The sequence below is a fragment of the Bacillus sp. 22475 genome (genome assembly GCF_052044835.1).
GTDB lineage: Bacteria > Bacillota > Bacilli > Bacillales > Bacillaceae_G > Bacillus_A > Bacillus_A cereus.
In genome coordinates this window covers 93,106-111,531 of the sequence record NZ_JBQENW010000012.1, presented here as the reverse complement: position 1 = coordinate 111,531, position 18,426 = coordinate 93,106, and the positions used below count along the sequence as shown (strand labels likewise).

Below are 18,426 nucleotides of genomic sequence, written 5' to 3'. Positions count from 1 at the left end.
TTTTAGAATACGAGTTTAGGCAAATAAAAACCGTATCAAATATTAATTTGGCACGGTTTCTACAACTATGAACTCGGAGAGGATCGAACTCATGAACTCTACACTGTCAAGGTAATGCAAGTAATATGCTTTTATAACCTTACTGTTTTGTAATCATAAAATTCCTTATGTTTCCTATATTGTGTGACCAATATGCGAACAACAATTATCAATTATAAAAGTAAACGTAAAAGGTCGATGTGATCTTTGTAATTTATGCTAGTAAGACATCTTCTTTCTTCAATTAAATAGGTCACTTTATTAGCGTTTTTTTCATGTCCGGTTTCTCTTTCTGTTCCAATTATTACTTGGCCATTTTCTGACGTTAATAAACTTAATGCTGAATCAATACTTTTTAAGTTTTCTTCATCTTGACCTTGTTGGTTAGGGGTATCTATTACTAAAAAGTTAAATGGACTGTGTTCTCTATTTAAATTATATAAGTAGAGAGAAATATGATATGCATAAATCATTCTTGGATTGTCACTTCCAGTTTTTTGTAAAGTTTGTACGAAATCTCTTAGTTTTATGAAAGAAGAAGGGATATTTAAGATATCGTAAACAGTCATACAATAAGATTTTAATGCTTGGGAGATCAAGTTTCTTCTTTGTGGAGATTTCAGTTGATTTAATTGGTCATCAAATATTAATTTTTGACTGTTTTTAGTATCTCTTGCTAAAATAATTTCTTCTTTTTGTTTTATACTCGAATCAATCATTTCGATTTTTCCTTGATCTTGGTAAGATTTGATAATAGATACATTTTCTTTTACTTGTTCAACATTCTTTTTAAGAGATTTATAGTTTAGTGTTAACTGTTTTTTTCTTGTACTTAGTTTATGTATTTTTGAATCTAGTTCTTTTATCTCCGATCGGAAGAGTGCTACTAATTCACTACCTGTCTGTATATCTTTAACGATTTCAATTCTATTCTCTAAAGAGTTTTCATGCACAGAGCCACAAAACGGACATTTTAAATTAGGATCTTCGTGAATAGCGAATGTGTGATCTGCCTCTAGCTCTTTTACATTTTCTTTTATAAAATTGAGCTCTAAGGTTTTTTCATAGCGTTTATTTTTTATTTTAGAGAGTTTTTCTACTAGTTCTAAGATTTCTTTCTCAATGGAGTCCATTTTGTTCACAAGACTTTGGTTTAGCTCTTTATTGTTAGAGTATCTATTATTATCGTCTTTATCAAAAGTATCTTCAGTATTGGATTTGTTTATTGATGCTGATAGATTTTTTATAAATTCCTCAAAATGATTTATTTTTATATCATAGTTTACGATGTCTGTTTTAATAATATCTCGGTCTCTTTTTGTTTTATAAAATTCTTCATTAAGGAATCCTACAACATATTTATTTGTATTGCTATCCCAGTCTTTAATATATTGCATATTTGTGAAGCTTTGACCAATTTTCTCCCAGCCTTTGTCCTGATCGATATATTGAAATCTAAATAATAAAGGAGGAGTTATTGTTATTGGGTTTCCACTCTTTGTTAAACAATCCATGGATATACCTAATAGTTTCATTAATTCTTTACTATAGTCATGAAAAGAATTAGTTTCAATTATTAATTGATAACTAGTAAACTCTTGATTTGTTTTAAAGATTTTATATGATTTATTTATTCTTAATATACAAAAATACTCATTTCCATATTGGAAATATAGTAGGTATTTATCGATTAATTTTTTCCACTCATCCTCAAATTTAACCTCACATCCAAAAGTGAAAAAAATACTTTTAATAAGAGAAGATTTTCCAGTTTTATTTTTTCCAATAATAATGTTAAGGCCTTCTTTAAATTCGATTTCTCTAGATTTCTTTTCACTTTCACTAATTACTATTAGTTTTTTTAGAGTTAATCTGTTCATTTTGGACACCTTCTTTTTGTAATCTAAGTTTTCTAATCAGTATTTTATATTGATTAATTTTTCTTTGTTTACGAAACGATTCTTTCATAGAATAATGCCTCCACTAACACTTTATTAATGCCAATTCCGTCATCAATTAAAGTAATACTTTTTTCTAATACCTCATTTAATATATTTTTTGTAACAAAATCTAAATCATCTAGTTTATCGTAGTGATCTAATAGGATATCATCAATAGCTTCTAGTATATCTTCGGAAGATTCCAAATACAAAACATTGGAACTATCTAATACTTTTCGTTTATGTTTTTCTAATAATCTAATTAACATTTTCATTTTCATTTTACCTAAGCGAGATTCAAAATTGATTTTTATATCTTGATATACTTGTTCACTTTTTGAGAATGTAGCAACTTGATCTTTTATTCTAGAGAATGATTCTGAAGAAATTCCTTTTTCTTCTTTAAGAGATTTATAACTAATAGGTGTTTTAATTTTTTTCTTACTTTTTTTCCTTACATCCTCTAATATATCTTTAAAAATTCTATTTCCTGTTGAGGTTAAAATATCTTCATTATCAAGCATAATGAAGAAGGCACCTGCAACACTTTTTTCATAATTTTCTAAAGGAAGTCCACCGTAATATAAGAAAGTATTTTGAATGAATGTATCAAAAACTGACGTAAATTCAGGCTCTTTTAGACTAGGATACTCTATTTTTAGAAATGCTTTTATCTCATTATATAATTTAGGTTCTTTCTTTTTTAGTAGCTTCTTATCTTCAATAACAGCCTGCCATTTTCTCACATCTTCATCCATATCTATATTAGAAACAAAATGACATTTAGTACATTCATCTTTGAATTTTAAAAAATTATAGAATAAGAAACCTAAAAACGAGTGCTTAAAATCTCCATTTGGTTTTTTGTATGTCCTGAATAGTCTTTTCAATGTCCATTCTTTAAAACTTTCTGTTGTTTTTACTTGGAAAAACTCTGCACATGAAGGGTGTTCAGAAAGTTCCGTTTTAGTCATATCATCATGAAATTCACAAAAAACATAAAAAGGTATATTTTTTTTATATTCCTCAATCATATGGTAAAGAGTCCAATGAGCTTGATAATCAAATCTATTAAAGCTATTTGATCCAGCTTGTTCGCGAAGTTCTGATTGGATTATTGACTGAACCATTTTTTCACCTCTTGTTAAATTAAAAGTAGTATTAATTATAAAGATTATAGCATATATTTTGGATATTTATTCCACAATAAAAAATGTGAATTTATATCATTAATAATTATTGGCCTTATTTCCTTTTTGAAGGCTAGGAGTACAGCTTTATCTTCAATTAAAATTACGTTTCTTTTACTTAATTCAATTGCTGAATTATTGAAGGATAATGATCCTATTGGATTTATACGCAATAAAAATAATATGGAAGTAATAAGCTATTTCATAGACTTAGTAAGTGATAAAAAATGGGAATCTAATCCGGCTTTTCAAGAGTTTGTTTAAGAATGAAACGCTGATTAAATAAAAACATTTGAAGGAGATTATTGATGTCTTATTGCTATTGTACGAAGTGTGAGAGTGTTTATAGATGTGAAGATGTAAAAGTGTGTTGTGGTAATAAAAATAATTTAATTGATTGGACAGAACTTGCTTTTATTATGGGATATCCTTTATATCCTGTTAAGAAGAAATATGCTGGGTTTCATTTAGATTTATCTAAACGTTTAGATGCAACATCTATGTATGATCTTAAGGCATATGATCCTGAACTTTTTTATTATGAGTTTAATGGTTGGAAAGAGAGTGAATTAAAAAAACAAAAATGATAAGCGAGTATTAAAACGAATAACGTAATTTTAATATAATAGAATTTTTCATTCGAAACAAAAGCCGTGAAATAAATAGCTGAATTGTATCCTTTACGAAATGATTTAGGACAACATCCTAAATTATTTTGTAGAGGGTAGCAAGCAAAGCGCGGTAGTTAAATGAACTTCTTCTTTCTGAATTTCGAAATGAGTCGGTTTATGGTTTAAATTGTATTTTGATAGGCATACGATAATAATAGTTAATGGTATAATGATTATTGTGAATTTTAGTGAAATTTCGTGTGGTCTTTGTCATAAAGCTATTTTAGCTATAGAGAGGATGATATCCGGTATGGAAATTGCAGATAATGAAAATAGTAGGTCTCTTAATCAAAAAATAGATATTGCTGTTGAAGAAGCGGTAGAGTATCTTAAGAGTCATGTTACTTTAGAGGAGTATGACTCTTCGACTCATAGAACATTGGTAGTGAGTGGATGGAATGATAACGAAAATACCTTGCGTTCTATCGGGCATTATTTAGTAGGTTTGCGGGCAAGTGCATTAGATGTTGCTTTAAATATCTGTTCTGTACTGTTTGATGACACTCCTGAGGGAAAGCTAGATATATTGAACAGCGTATATGAATTAGTAGGGGAAAACGAAAATAGCTTAACAGATATCAAAATACGTGATGAAAGAAATCCATGGTTGGCTGAAGCGATTTGGCACCTTTGTATGTTTATAGCTAAGGAAAGAACGGAATTGCACCCAAATGGAAATATTATTGCAATTGGCCCTGTACATGTTAAAGCAAAGGATCATGGGCTTGATGGTTTAGTTATTTATGAAAATGAAGAACAAATAGGAATATCATTAATAGAATCTAAAGCCTATAAGGATGATCCTAATAGGGCGATTAGAAAGGCATTAAAATTCTTTCAAGAAATCGATGGTGAGGAGCATACGACTAGGATTAGACAAGATGTTAGTAATATTCGTAGTGTTTTGCCTCGTGAGAAACAGAGATACATAGTGGGTACATTTTGGCGACAGATACGTACTTATATACCCAATCCTCATTATGATAGTTCAGTAGAAATAGATTGGTCTAAAAACCGCGATGCATTTACCAGTTTGGAACTAACAAAAGATAATATCATTATAATGCCAAATATTGTTAACGATTTCGAACGTTTTTTTAATGAAGTCTCAGAAGAGATGCGTAAATTTGTAAGGGGGCTTTAAAATGTATGATAAATATGCTCAAGAATTGCTCAGTAAAGTTCCTGATTTAGATGAGTTTGATTCAGCTTCTTACAGAAGGGCTTTAACAAAGGGGTATTTGTTTATTACTCAGCTGAAATTGGGTGTTAAAGAAGAACTGCTACATCAGGATTTGCTAGAAGTTCGAGATATGCTAAGGAAATTAGCAGATACAATGGAAAGTATAGCTGTGTTTGATAAAATTAACGGACTAGAAGTTTCAGAAGAAGTCGAATCTGCCTGTGCGTTTGTAGCAGCAGAAGCACTATCTTTGTTAAATAGCCTGTTAAGTCTTTTAGATGATAAAGAAGAGGAAGAATTAAGAGATCACTTTAAACATTATAAAAATTATATTGCTTTAGAGTCTGCCCTTTTATACATGATAGGCGGTTTTGACATTAATGCGAAATCAACACTTGAAGTGCTAAAATTTCAAGATAAAATTGATATTAGAGGTTTAACGTATTTGGATATTGGCCAGAGCTCTACATTACTTCTACAAATTCTTAGAACATTTATTAATGGTGAATTGGACAAGGGTCTCGTATTTCCTATAACTGCACCCAAAATAGAATTCTCTGAGAAGTATGATGAATTAATGGAGAAGATTAGGATTACTTTCTATATTAAACTTATAGAATCAGTTAATTATTATATTTCATGGTTAAAAGGCACAGATCAAAATGGATTATTTCAATGTATGCAGATATTAGAAAAAGTAAGAAAGGCATCATCAGTTGAACACGATAGACGTAATACAGAATATTCAGATGTTTATCATTTCAGTTCGATTCTAGCTGTTGCTATTCAGAAGACCCGTTTCAGATCATTACTACATGCAACGCCGTTCCCTAATGGTGCGAATGAAAGGTATAGAGAAGAGTTCCAGAGATATCTTATAAGTAGGGCAAAAGGAACTATCCATAAGAGAGGTAGACCTTTTCTTTGGCCTTCAGCAATTTCGTATGTTAAGCAATGCTTACCTGGCCCATCTAAAGATTGTGTTGTTACGATGCCAACGGGAAGTGGGAAAAGTTTTGTTGCTGAAATGGCTATGGTACAAGCGTTGGCTAGGGGATGGGTGCTGTATCTAGCTCCAACAAATGCTCTAGTTCATCAAATACGTAGAGACTTGAAAGAGGCATTAATAGAATTTAATGATATAACAATACGCTCATTTGTTGGAGGAGAAGAGTACACGACACTTAGTGAAGAGGAAATTGGCTTTGAAGAGAAGTTTGTAGCAGTAATGACTCCTGAGAAGTGTGCTCTTGCTCTAAGATTATACCCTGAAAAATTTGAAAATTGTACGCTTTGTATTTTTGATGAATGTCATTTGATTAATGACCGAAAAAGAGGAACTAATGCAGATATATTGTTAACCCGCCTAATCGAGTTAGCAAAAGATATTAAGTTTCTTCTAATGTCTGCAATGATTAGTAATGGTGAAGAACTTTGTGATTGGTTAAAACATGTCCATGATTCAAATGCTGTTTGTGAACCAATAAGGTGGCGACCGACAAGAACAATGAGGAGTATGCTTGCACTTGACCGTAATGATTTATTAGAAAAATATCCAGAGTATCAAAAGAGAGCTAATAAGTTAACTGGTAATAGGAAGAACTTGTATTTCGAAAATGATATGTTGTTAATTTCAGGCTTATCGGGTCCGTGGACGTTAGATGGAGATAATGATTATAAAGTAAGTCAGATTCCGACTTCATTCAAAATAAAGGTATCCAAGAATGAAAAACTGCCAGATATTGAAAGTTGGAAAAATACGGCTTCTCGTATATTAGCAGAGAAAATAGCAAACAGTGAACTACCTGTAATTAATTTTATCCTTTCTAGTAAACATCATGCCTTTAGTAGTGCTGGAAAAGTACAAGGTTCGATAGAAGGGGCAGTTGGAAATCTTGAGGAGCTACCTGAATTAGTAAAATGTTTTTTAACTATAGCTAATAAAGAATTAGGTTTGGACACAGTACTATGGGATTATTTAAGTCGAGGGATTGCTGTACATAGTAGTGCGATGTTACAAGTGGAACAAGCTGCATCGGAATATATGTTTAGTAATGGAAAAGCAAGGCTTATGTTTGCGACAGGTACATTAGCTCAAGGCTTAAATTTACCGGCAGTAGCTGTCGTTATTGCTGGAATGAAAATGGGGGATCCACGAGAGACCGATAATATACAGGGTGTTAATAATGATAGGGCGAAGTCAATGATATTAAATGCTTTTGGTAGGGCAGGGCGTCCGGGTTTTTCAAATCAAGGAATAGCTGTACTAGTTCCAGATGATCCACTGGCGGTAAAGTTAGATCGTAAAAGCTTCTATACTTTGCGAGGATTTGATCTTATGAAAGAACCAGATGCTTCTCTCGAAGTGCATAGTCCAATTGAGGGATTTATCGACTATATCCTTAGTAGTGAATATGATGTAGGATATGCTTCTAATGAGGATCTTATACTAACCTCACTTCTAGCAGAATTAGATGACCAAAATAGTATAAGTGGTACGCTAGGGAAAACTTTTGGAGTATTTCAAAAGAAAGAAGCTGTAACTGAGGAATCCTTAGAAATTGCACGTGGACGAATAATAAAAATAAAAGAAGATTTTCTAGATAATTCAGAAACACCGGAGTGGCTTAATTTAGCAACAATGAAAGCAGGTGTAGATTTATTTCGTTCTCTAGAGATGTGGAAAGCATATGAAAAACGAGGTTTTGTAAAAAGTGATGAAGTTTCTTCATTGAATATAATGGATTGGCTAAATGTGTTCTTTGAAGTAATGTCGTATATGCATCCAAATAAAATAAAATTTAGTCCTGATGAAACTATTAAAACAGAAACAGTTCTAACAAAAATAAGAGACTATGTGACAACAAAGCAAATTTTATTGGAGGATACTTTTGAAATAACTGCTGAGTGGGAGGAATTATGGGAAGAGTTAAAAAAACTAGTATGTTTATATATGGAAGGTGCAGAATATAAAAAAATTGCTGAGTTGTTATTGGCAAAGGAAATTACTAGTCAAAATCGTAGTAGTGGTTCCAACCCTATACCTACGGTTTTCAAGTTTATTAAAGAAGTTATTGAGCCGATAGCAATAGATGCTGGTTGTTTTTTAGCTTTAAATGAATTGGGCGTATTTCAAAATGAAGAAATTCCTGAAAGTTTACAGGCGCTACCACTGGCAATTCGTAATGGATGCAATTCGCTTGGAGCTCTATCTTGGTTTAGATTTGGTATTAGGCAGAGGAAATGTGCTCATGTATTAGAAGAGACGTTCCCAGTACCAGAAGATACTATTAATGATTCTAACAGAGCGAGTTGGGTTAGGAAATCGAGAATGGAATTTTTAAATGGACCTAAGCAGGAAGATTCATTTTTAGAATGCATAAGAATGGTTATATTGCAAGATTCTCTGAATACTAATTAAAATGTTAAATTGGATAATTTACTAACGATGAGAATACTTTGTTATGAGTAAGGTATTATTTTATATTGAAGTGTGACCAAATTGTGACCAGTAGGTATCTAGATAGATAATTTTAAGAGAAAAAAGAATCATAATACCACATATAACGGTGGTTTGTGATTCTTTTTTAGTATGACCCCGGAGAGGCTCGAGCTCACGACCGCCACCCTGCCAAGGTGAAGGTCGTTTAAATAATCTAGTCTTCTCTTTGTATTATAAACTCCCAAAACTTCTTTAATTCCTCACGCTTTTGAGGAGTCGCATTTATTATATCTTCAAACCATTGATAAAGCTCAGGATCTTGTATGTCTGTAACTTGTCTCATTTCAGTTGTACCGAGGAGGTAATCAATTGATACTTCAAAGAAAGTCGCTAATTGTATCAATGTATTATAATCAGGTTCTCGATTTCCTTGTTCATACATTGCATATGTAGTTCGAGCAATCCCTAGTTGATTTGCCATGTCTTCTTGACGCAGTTTGCGTTCTTTTCGAAGAGTGTGTAGTCTAGTGCCAAACATATGCTACCTCCTTTTAGGTGTTTTCTATAACAATTATAACGTCACAATTTGTAACATTTAACAAAGTACACGAAATGTGTAAAAAACATTGATTTCATACTTATAATTATGTAATATAATCATTAGTTACACATTTTGTGACAAAGAAAGAGGGGGAATAATGAGGTTTTGGTTATTGGAAAAACGTAAAAATAAAGAGAAAACACAAGATTATGTTGCATATAAGGCAAGAATATCTAGAAGTATGTATGCAATGATTGAAAGTAGTGAAAGAAATCCAAGTGTTCCTGTTGCAAAGAATATAGCTAAGGTACTAAATTTTGATTGGACTCTTTTTTTTGAAGAGTAATGTCACGATACGTGTACTTATTAGGGTGAGAATTTCATTTCTATATTGTTTTCCTAAAACAAAATAATTTATTAATTATTTTTAAGAAAATATTAGATAAGGGAAGTGTTTAAATATGAACATGAAAACATTTGAAATGCGTGAAAAACGATTAGCAGAACTACTAGGTGCAAAAGTACTATGGGAATTTATAAGTGCCGTAACAGAGGAAATTGAAAAGCAGGAGTTAGAGTCTACACCTGGATTATTAGAAGATCTATTCATACATGTGAAAGATACGATTCAAATTCAAAATATGAATCAACGCATAACAAAAGCCCCTGTAAAAACAGAGGCTGATGGTATAAATAAAGATACATTATTTATGGAAGCGTATGTAGAATTAATTAATCATAAGTTTGTTATTTCTGAATTAGCTGTAGAGCTTTCATCTGTTCTAAAAGAATTAAATTGTTTTGTTCAATCATCTTTGCCACAGCTTCAAAGTAAGCTTGATTCTCAAGAACCTCAATCTGCTTCTCTTTAGGAAGTGATTGAAGTAGTTCTTTTATTTCTTTACACTCGTATATATTAGTATATGATTATTTAATTATTTTACAATTAGTCTATGTTTAATGTATTATTTATTGATTTTACCCATTAAACAAAGGTGCATTTGATGAATTAGAAATTTTATTTTATTCTAAAACGTCTGGGGAAAGTCAGGTGGAATTATATCATATATTAAACAGTATCGTCTTAATCCAATTATTAAAAAAGGTGATGAAAATAAGAATTTGGAGCCCTTTTTTTTAGATTGGCTCCAAATTCTTTAAAGTTATTAATTTTCTGCCCACATAATAGCTAAAAGAAAAGAAATAATTTTAGAGCGGGAGCTTAGTAAATTAAAAATTTATTATCCAACTATATGTTTCCATATACTTGTTGCTTTCTCAACATAACTATTACTCAATCCCAATATGGTTTCGCCAAATTTTAGTTTTTCGGTGATAGTATTAAAAATGTTATTTTTAATACTAGGGCTTGCAATGATTACATTTTCATTAACCTCAGAAATTTTAACCTCTTCTCGTTCACTTTGGATATTATTTGTTTCTGGAATTTTTAAATCGAATTTTAATTCTTCCATTAGTTTAGGGTGATTTTCCTCTTCTTGATAAAAATTGAAATTTCTTTTGGGTAATCTCGATAATTTACTCCAAGAATCATTCTTAATAAGCATTTCAGCTAATTGAATTTCTGCATCTACTCTTACTGCAATTGTACTTGTTTTGTTAAAGCGTTGTTTTTTTAACAAGAAGCTCCTAAAAGAATAAAAATCAACTATATTATTACAATGTAAAAATACATCAAATTCTAAATCTAATAATCTGTTTTGGAGATTTTTAGGTAATTGTAAATAAGCAAATTGAAGTTGATTAGCTAAATTAAATAGGGTAGGATGACCTAATTCGTATTCGTGGATCTTATTTGGATTTGCGTTACTTACTATTCCTGCATTTAAATATTCCATCAGGGCATTAAAGTATGAATCAAATATAGTTTGAAAGTCCTGTACTGCTTTAAGTAATTTAGTAGTTACTTCAATTGATGTGTACTCAAGGTCTGTTGATTGTTTTATGTTTTTCAAAAAAATACCCCCATTAAAATAAGTAATATTATTAAAATATTATCATGATTTACTTAGTTTAATCGATGAGTAATTTAAATCAGATTGCATTAATTTCACACTATAACTTAGTTTTTATATACTAGAAAAGAAATATGGCAAATCGGTAGAGAAGCGACGTCTAGGAATGAAGAGCAATGAAAGGTATATCGAGGGTGTAGGTACTTATATGTTATACAATATAGGAATGCAATATAATTAGACTTAAAGAACTCCTTAACAATGATAAAAAAGAAGAACTCAGTAAATTGCACTCATTTTTTCTTAATAATCTTCATATAGAACGGTTATTTACTTTACTCAAAATTGTAAAACCAAAAATTTTCTTTTTTGAGCCCTCTATGTACTATTAAAACTTTTGTTCATAAAAGATTGGAAAAAATATGGTGTTATTTATAGTATAATGAATGCTGTAAATAAATTTAATTTTTATATAAAGGGAGTGTATTGAGATGGGTGTAAAACTTAATTTTGCCTTGTGCGGAACGGATATCGTACATATTGAAGATAGGCTATATAAAAATATTAAATACAGGTGTCCACACTGTCATGAGGATGTGATTTTTAAAAAGGGGAATAAAAGAGAACACCACTTTAGTCATAGGCCTGGAAATAATTGTGTTGTCTCTCGTGAAACTCTCCTACATTTTGAAGCTAAGCACTTTCTCGTTAATAAGATGAATAAAGAAGAAGACATAAAGCTTAAAATTGATTTAAGTTATTTTAAAAGGAAATACAAAGAATTTTTAAGTGCAATTAATATAGTTTCTTACGAAATATCATTATTAGATATATTGAAGTTTTACAAAAAACGTTTTGCTGAAGTTGAGCAATGGATAGGAGATTCTATAGCCGACGTTGTAGTAAGAGGAGAATATGATGATCCCAGTCCATTTGTAATAGAGGTTTATGTAACACATGCAAACGAAGAGGAAAAAGTTCAATATTTTGACGAAGAGGATATACCGTTTTTAGAAGTAATTCCTATTAGAAAAAACAGTGAATTTATGTTCGAGATTTCTGACGCTTCTATTTCTGAGTATATTGATCATATATCTTCTAAAATCTCTACGACAGCAGCTGATATTAGTTATAATATCTTTAAAGATGAATTGATAGATATAGCTAGAGAAGATTTAACAGATGAAATATTGTTACAATATAAAAAACAAGCAATACACGAAGTAGAAGATGCAATTAAAACTCTAAATTATAGATACTACATTAACGGTGACATTTATAAAAAAATGAATAGCATTGAAGCTAAGTCGTATATGAGTAAGGAATCAAGTCGTGAGGAACTACTTGAGATATCTTATAAGAATTCTTCACGATCTAAAGATAAATACTTGATGATAAATGATCGTTATTTCTTATCTAACGAACAAAATCTATTATATTCATTAATATACGAAATACAGGAACATTACCAGGTTGAAGCTATTGTAGGTGGTTGGGAACATACCAAAAAGAAAAAAGTAATAGGTTTTAATATATTAATGCCTAATAGTAAAATTGTAGTAGAAGAAATGAATAGAATACTAATTGATATGTTATCTATAATTAAAAGAGACTGGACAAAAAATTTTATACATGGATGAAGTTACATATATCGTATAGGAAACTCGTTTTATTCTATTTAAAGAGGTAGTTTTAATGTTAGACATCATCCAATTTGATAATACCCTTAAAGATTTGAAAATATTAAGGATGAACTTGCTGACGTCTTAATTTATCTACATTTATTTGCAAATGAAATAAATGTGGATAAAGAAGAGCTAATTTTAGGAAATTTAGAGAAGAATGCCAGGAAATGTCCTGTAGAAAAAGTTAATAGGTCTAATAAAAATATAAGGAACTATAGAGGCGGGAATATTTCGAGAAAATATGATTTTTTGATTGATAAAATCGTATAGCTATACTATAAGTACTAAAAGAAAAATATTATATTGATTTATCAATACAAAGCTCAAGGGTAATTTATAATTCGTTGTATTATACTAAATCAGTATAAAAGGTCTATTGTTTTAATAAATTAGTTTTGTGTTTTTATAATAATTGAATATGAGTTGATTTAATATAGTAAATAATCAATTAGGAGAGATTTTTTTGAGTACACTTAATAGAATTAAAGTAGCTAATAAAGAGTTTAAATTTCCTATTAAAGAATTACCTGAACATTTACATTTAAAATCTACAGTGTATATACTTTTCGACAATGATAAAACTCAGATTTATATAGGTATAACTACGTCAGTGAAAACCAGAAGTGTAGATCATTTTAATGATGTAAGAAAAAAAGGTTTTGACAAAATGCTAGTGTTTTCTGGAGTAGAGTTGGATGAAGCTATTGCACGAGGAGTGGAATCAAAACTACTTAAATTAATTTTAGCAGATGGCAAGTATAGTCGAAGTCAAATTATAAATAGCCGTTTGAATCAAAATATACCAGATCAAATTAAGATTATGAAAAAAGTAGACTGGTTTGTTGAAGAAATATGGAACCATATGTATGAAAATAAATTTGTTTTAACAAAAAACTTAGATATTGTAACAAACAATTTACTATTTAAATATTCCCCATTTACATGCTTGGATAAGTTTCAACAAGAAACATTAGAAGATATAATTACCAATTTAGTAAGTGAAACTCCTGTGAAATCTATAAGTGATATTATTGGTGGACCAGGAACTGGTAAATCATTACTTGTTATAAAATTAGTATTTGAGTTAGTTTATACAAGAGGAGTCTCACAAGATAGAATTAGTATTTATGTACCTCAAGTGCCAAATCATAAGAAAATTATTCAACTGCTTAAGTTATTAGACTTAACAAGAGTTAAAATGCTTAGAGGGAAAAATTTGGTAAATGGAAAATTTGATATTTTAATAGTGGATGAAGCCCACAGAATGAAAAAATATTATGCAAAGCAAGCCAATGTATTAAAATATTTGAATAAAGGGGATTGTAATGATTTAAGTTTAGCATTTAATAATAGCAATCACTTGATTGTACTTAGGGATAGTTTACAATTTGTAAGGCCTTCCGATATAAACCATAAAGAATTTAACAATTTAATTGATCACTTTCTGAAAGAAGATAGTGTGAAGTACAAAAGATATATTTTAAATGAACAACATAGAATACATGGCGGAAATGAATATATTAATTTTATTGAAAAATTCCTTGGAATTGAAAGAATTGAATCTAGAATTGATTTAACTAATGACGAATGTGAAAACTTTGGAGAGTATAATATTCGTGAGGCTCAAAATGTAAAACAGTTGCATGAAGTAATAAAGGACCTCGACCAAGAATGCAGTTTATGTCGTATAGCTGCTGGCTATTATGTTGAATGGGCTTCTAAAAGATTTAGTAAGAAAATTGTACGCGATCCTTATAATAGAGACATTATTTATGATTTTGATTTTGATGGATATAAGCTGATTTGGAATTCTACCGATGAAGAATGGGTTTCTTCGAATAATTCGGTAAATGAAGTAGGTTGTGTTCACACTTTGCAAGGAGCGGATTTAAATTACTGTGGTGTAATAATTGGAGATGATGTTTATTACGATATTAAAACAAATAGACTTGAGATAAATGTTGATAAAGTTAAAGACAGAAATGCAATTCCAATAGGTTTTGATGGACAATCTGAATCATATGAGGAACTTAGAGAATATGTTTTAAATGCTTACTATGTGTTATTAACTAGAGGTATAAGAGGCACGTTTGTTTATTTTGTTGATAAAACAGTAACTGATCATTTTTATAAGGTAAAGAAAAATTATCAATAAGAAGGAGGCTTTAAAAGCTCCTTCTTAACTAATTATCAAATCTTTGGCTTATATTTAAGTGTTTCCATGTTTTTTGATGGTAAATGTTTAAATTGCAATAGTTCCTTGGACCATTCAAGTTGAGAACGTTTTAATAAATCGTACCTGTAATTTAATCAATTTTGTGTACCTCCTATTTCGTTTTTGAAAACGAGATGAGGGATGTATAACTACCTGTTGCAGTCGACCGCCACCCTGAGTCAAATCAGCGGAAAATAAAAACTGCATCAAACGTTAATTTGACACAGTTTCTACAATCATGGCCTTGGAGAGGCTCAAGCTCACGACCTCCACTCTTTCAAGGTGGAGGCCTTTTACCTAATTTAGTCTTCCTTTTGTATTAAAAACTCCCAAAACTTCTTTAATTCCTCCTGCTTTTGAGGAGAGGCACCTTTAATAGCTTTAAACCACTGTTCTAATTCTGTATCAGTTACCTCAATATTATCTCTTGTAATAAATCCTATTTCTTCTAATAAGGATTTTGTGCTTATATTCATGGCATTTGATATCTTTTCTATTACTAAAAGTGTGGGTTCTACAGGTTTTCCAGTTCTTGAATCTACACCTTTTTCAAGTTTGTCTATATAAGTATGACTAACATCACATCTTTGAGCAAACTCGCGTAAGGATAGTTTATTTGTTAAACGATAATTTTTTATAATTTCACCAAGAGTTTTCTTCATATATAATCCTCCTAGTACAATTGTAAACAATAATTTACAAAAAGAAACTAAAATAGAGAAAAAACATGTAAAACATTGTTGACGATTAAGTAAACTATGGTTTACAATTGTTTTGTAATCATATGAATACATAAGTGGAGAGGAGTAGAGGAATGAATAAGATAGCTGAATTAAGGAAAGAAAAACTAATATCACAAGAAAAGTTAGCGGCACAAGTTGGTTTATCGCGCACTTATATTTCTGAGATAGAGAATAATAAAAAACAACCTAACGTTAAGTTAGCTATAAAAATAGCAAAAGTTTTAGGAACAAGCGTGGAATCTATTTTTAGCCCCTCTTGTAAACTATAGTTTACGATAATAGAGGTAGAGAATTTGATTGCCAATATAGTTGTTCCATCATAATTTAGATAGTCCAATTAATAGTAAAAAATACAGAAAAGGAAGTGTTCAATATGAACATGAAAACATTTGAAATGCGTGAAAAACGTTTAGCAGAATTACTAGGTGCAAAAGTACTATGGGAATTTATAAGTGCTGTCACAGAGGAAATTGAAAAGCAAGAATTGGAGTCTACACCAGGTTTATTAGAGGATCTATTCATACATGTGAAAGAGACTATTCAAATTCAGAATATGAACCAACGCATAACAAAAGCCCCTGTAAAAACAGAGGCTGATGGTATAAATAAAGATACATTATTTATGGAAGCATATGTAGAATTAATCAATCATAAGTTTGTTATTTCTGAATTAGCTGTAGAGCTTTCATCTGTTCTAAAAGAATTAAATTGTTTTGTTCAATCATCTTTGCCACAGCTTCAAAATAAGCTTGACTCTCAAGAACCTCAACCTGCTTCTCTTTAAGGAATTTTATTTCTTTATGCTCAAATATGTTATTTCCGGATTGTCGGATTAATTTATTATCTATGCACAACGTATTGTAGAATATGTTTTATTATAAATTATATATATGTGATATAATTTATAAATCATTTTTGGGGAGGAATTATTTATGAAGTGCAATAAATATAATTGGGTACATTTAAAGAGGGAAAGCGTATCAATGACCCTATAAACTACGTCTACCCTTATTATTGGAGGGTAAAGTGTGAATTCATCTCATTCACATTCAATATTACGCCATAATCAAATTTTATTATGGCTCTGTGTTCTTTCTTTTTTCAGTGTTTTAAATGAAATGGTTTTGAATGTTTCATTACCTGATATCGCTAGTGATTTTAATAAGGGGCCAGCAAGTATAAACTGGATAAACACAGCATTCATATTAACTTTTTCTATAGGAACAGCTGTATATGGAAAACTATCAGATCAGTTAGGTATCAAAAAGCTACTCTTATTTGGAATTATAGTGAATTGCTTCGGATCAGTTATCGGGTTTGTTGGACATTCGTTCTTTCCTGCACTTATTATGGCTCGGTTTATTCAGGGAGCTGGCGCAGCTGCATTTCCAGCACTTGTAATGGTTGTTGTTGCGCGCTATATTCCAAAAGAAAATAGCGGTAAAGCATTTGGTCTTATTGGGTCCATTGTAGCAATGGGAGAAGGTGTCGGACCATCTGTTGGTGGAGTAATTGCCGAATATGCTCATTGGTCTTATATACTGCTTTTGCCTGTTGTAACGATTATCACTGTTCCCTTCCTTGCAAAATTATTGAAACAAGAAGATGTAATAAAAGGAAGTATTGATGTTAAAGGAATAATATTTATGTCCGTAGGTATTGTATTCTTTATAATGTTTACGACATCTTATAGAGTTTCCTTTTTAGTTGTTAGCATTATATGTTTCTTGATATTTGTTAAACATATTAGGAAAGTGTCTAATCCTTTTGTTAATCCTTCGCTAGGAAAAAATATATCATTTATGATTGGAATCATTTGTGGAGGACTTATATTGGGAACCGTAGCAGGATTTATTTCTATGGTTCCTTATATGATGAGAGATGTCTACCAATTAAGTACTGCCACAATTGGAAGTGGGATTATTTTTCCTGGAGCCATGAGTGTTATTGTTTTCGGTTATATTGGGGGAGTGCTTGTTGATAAGAAAGGTTCTCTATTTGTATTAACAACTGGAGTTGCATTTCTTTCTATAAGTTTTTTAGTAGCAGCCCTTTTTATAGAAACAACGCCTTGGGTCATAACAATTATAGTAATTTTTGTTTTTGGCGGGCTTTCTTTTACGAAAACAGTTATCTCTACCATCGTTTCAAGAAGTTTGGAACAAAAGGAAACAGGTGCTGGAATGAGTTTGCTTAATTTTACAAGCTTTCTATCAGAAGGAATGGGTATTGCGATTGTAGGTGGATTATTATCGATACATTTGCTAAATCGAAAATTACTACCTATAAATACTGATCTGTCCACTCATTTGTATAGTAATTTGCTATTAATTTTTGCCGCAATCACATTTACTAGCTGGTTAGTTACAATGAAAATGTATAAACGCTCAAGAAGAAATATATAAAAGAGCCAAAGAAGTCTTTTTTAAACGAATTTATTGTTATATTTTTTGGTAGTGAATATCTTACATCAAAAATTATACGATTTTAAGTATAACCTCGTCCTAATTATAGAACGGGGTTATACTTGTTTAAACTTTTAAACGTAAATAACTTCATTGTCGCTTTATTACGTATATTTACATGAGAAATGAGCAGGAAGGATATCTTGCATGGCTTAGCTAGTATAATGGATAATTTTTTTGGAAAGTGTATGTGGGTACGTTAGCTTATGCAACTTAGTGAGTATGAGTAAATAAATTCATGATTTCTGCGCGAGCGGAGGGAGTTTGGTTTGCAAGGTGTCTGAAAAATTCATGTGAAATTTAAAACTTCGGATCTAAGAGGTAGAGAAACATCTA

Annotated in this window: 17 protein-coding genes; 12 read left to right on the top strand and 5 right to left on the bottom strand. The window is 30.6% G+C overall.

Going from position 1 to position 18,426, the window contains the following annotated elements:
* Positions 1-212: 212 nt before the first annotated feature.
* Both ACTJJY_RS19410 and ACTJJY_RS19405 read right to left on the bottom strand, forming a co-directional pair.
* Positions 213-1,919: a hypothetical protein gene (locus ACTJJY_RS19410; RefSeq protein WP_440606315.1), complete on the bottom strand. Its 1,707-nt coding sequence runs from the start codon at positions 1,917-1,919 to the stop codon at positions 213-215.
* Between the two features lie 68 nt (positions 1,920-1,987).
* A complete protein-coding gene (locus ACTJJY_RS19405) occupies positions 1,988-3,109 on the bottom strand; it encodes a dsDNA nuclease domain-containing protein (protein ID WP_327900082.1) in 1,122 nt (373 codons plus the stop codon).
* Between the two features lie 368 nt (positions 3,110-3,477).
* Between ACTJJY_RS19405 and ACTJJY_RS19400 the strand changes: the two genes are divergently transcribed.
* The 3 genes from ACTJJY_RS19400 (at position 3,478) to ACTJJY_RS19390 (ending at position 8,444) form a co-directional block, all read left to right on the top strand.
* Positions 3,478-3,756 carry an aldehyde dehydrogenase gene (locus tag ACTJJY_RS19400; protein ID WP_440606314.1) on the top strand — a complete coding sequence of 93 codons (279 nt, stop codon included), beginning with the start codon at positions 3,478-3,480 and terminating at the stop codon, positions 3,754-3,756.
* A gap of 334 nt (positions 3,757-4,090) precedes the next feature.
* The gene (locus tag ACTJJY_RS19395; protein ID WP_440606313.1) at positions 4,091-4,984 is read left to right on the top strand and encodes a hypothetical protein; all 894 of its coding nucleotides are present in this window, start codon (positions 4,091-4,093) and stop codon (positions 4,982-4,984) included.
* Position 4,985: 1 nt separating this feature from the next.
* Positions 4,986-8,444 (top strand): DEAD/DEAH box helicase, encoded by a 3,459-nt coding sequence (locus ACTJJY_RS19390; protein ID WP_440606312.1) that lies wholly within the window; start codon positions 4,986-4,988, stop codon positions 8,442-8,444.
* Positions 8,445-8,679: 235 nt separating this feature from the next.
* Here the strand turns inward: ACTJJY_RS19390 and ACTJJY_RS19385 are convergent, their stop codons facing one another.
* Positions 8,680-9,003: a helix-turn-helix domain-containing protein gene (locus ACTJJY_RS19385; protein WP_086398214.1), complete on the bottom strand. Its 324-nt coding sequence runs from the start codon at positions 9,001-9,003 to the stop codon at positions 8,680-8,682.
* A 160-nt stretch (positions 9,004-9,163) separates the two neighbouring features.
* Here ACTJJY_RS19385 and ACTJJY_RS19380 point away from each other — a divergent pair, with 160 nt between their 5' ends.
* Both ACTJJY_RS19380 and ACTJJY_RS19375 read left to right on the top strand, forming a co-directional pair.
* Positions 9,164-9,352, top strand: a complete 189-nt coding sequence (locus ACTJJY_RS19380; RefSeq protein WP_098913928.1) for a helix-turn-helix transcriptional regulator — start codon at positions 9,164-9,166, stop codon at positions 9,350-9,352.
* Positions 9,353-9,467: 115 nt separating this feature from the next.
* Positions 9,468-9,878, top strand: a complete 411-nt coding sequence (locus tag ACTJJY_RS19375) for a hypothetical protein (RefSeq protein WP_440606311.1) — start codon at positions 9,468-9,470, stop codon at positions 9,876-9,878.
* Between the two features lie 369 nt (positions 9,879-10,247).
* On the opposite strand, the gene ACTJJY_RS19370 is transcribed toward ACTJJY_RS19375, so the two are convergent.
* Positions 10,248-10,982 carry a hypothetical protein gene (locus ACTJJY_RS19370; RefSeq protein ID WP_440606310.1) on the bottom strand — a complete coding sequence of 245 codons (735 nt, stop codon included), beginning with the start codon at positions 10,980-10,982 and terminating at the stop codon, positions 10,248-10,250.
* A gap of 491 nt (positions 10,983-11,473) precedes the next feature.
* On the opposite strand from ACTJJY_RS19370, the gene ACTJJY_RS19365 reads away from it, so the two are divergent.
* From ACTJJY_RS19365 to ACTJJY_RS19355, 3 genes are all read left to right on the top strand, one after another.
* Positions 11,474-12,622 carry a competence protein CoiA family protein gene (locus ACTJJY_RS19365; RefSeq protein WP_440606309.1) on the top strand — a complete coding sequence of 383 codons (1,149 nt, stop codon included), beginning with the start codon at positions 11,474-11,476 and terminating at the stop codon, positions 12,620-12,622.
* A gap of 102 nt (positions 12,623-12,724) precedes the next feature.
* Positions 12,725-12,937, top strand: a complete 213-nt coding sequence (locus ACTJJY_RS19360) for a MazG-like family protein (protein WP_082182440.1) — start codon at positions 12,725-12,727, stop codon at positions 12,935-12,937.
* Positions 12,938-13,130: 193 nt separating this feature from the next.
* A complete protein-coding gene (locus ACTJJY_RS19355; RefSeq protein WP_440606308.1) occupies positions 13,131-14,822 on the top strand; it encodes a DNA/RNA helicase domain-containing protein in 1,692 nt (563 codons plus the stop codon).
* Positions 14,823-15,184: 362 nt separating this feature from the next.
* Here ACTJJY_RS19355 and ACTJJY_RS19350 read toward each other — a convergent pair whose 3' ends face one another.
* Positions 15,185-15,544 (bottom strand): helix-turn-helix domain-containing protein, encoded by a 360-nt coding sequence (locus tag ACTJJY_RS19350; protein ID WP_242280933.1) that lies wholly within the window; start codon positions 15,542-15,544, stop codon positions 15,185-15,187.
* 152 nt (positions 15,545-15,696) lie between these two features.
* On the opposite strand from ACTJJY_RS19350, the gene ACTJJY_RS19345 reads away from it, so the two are divergent.
* The 4 genes from ACTJJY_RS19345 (at position 15,697) to tet (ending at position 18,030) form a co-directional block, all read left to right on the top strand.
* Positions 15,697-15,894 carry a helix-turn-helix transcriptional regulator gene (locus ACTJJY_RS19345; protein ID WP_001033047.1) on the top strand — a complete coding sequence of 66 codons (198 nt, stop codon included), beginning with the start codon at positions 15,697-15,699 and terminating at the stop codon, positions 15,892-15,894.
* A gap of 104 nt (positions 15,895-15,998) precedes the next feature.
* On the top strand, positions 15,999-16,409 hold the full coding sequence (locus ACTJJY_RS19340) for a hypothetical protein (RefSeq protein ID WP_098376458.1): 411 nt from the start codon (positions 15,999-16,001) through the stop codon (positions 16,407-16,409).
* A gap of 148 nt (positions 16,410-16,557) precedes the next feature.
* Complete coding sequence (locus ACTJJY_RS19335; RefSeq protein WP_106081929.1) at positions 16,558-16,620, top strand: tetracycline resistance efflux system leader peptide; 63 nt, start codon at positions 16,558-16,560, stop codon at positions 16,618-16,620.
* Positions 16,621-16,653: 33 nt separating this feature from the next.
* A complete protein-coding gene (gene tet, locus ACTJJY_RS19330) occupies positions 16,654-18,030 on the top strand; it encodes a Tet(L)/Tet(K)/Tet(45) family tetracycline efflux MFS transporter (protein ID WP_440606307.1) in 1,377 nt (458 codons plus the stop codon).
* Positions 18,031-18,426: the final 396 nt, after the last annotated feature.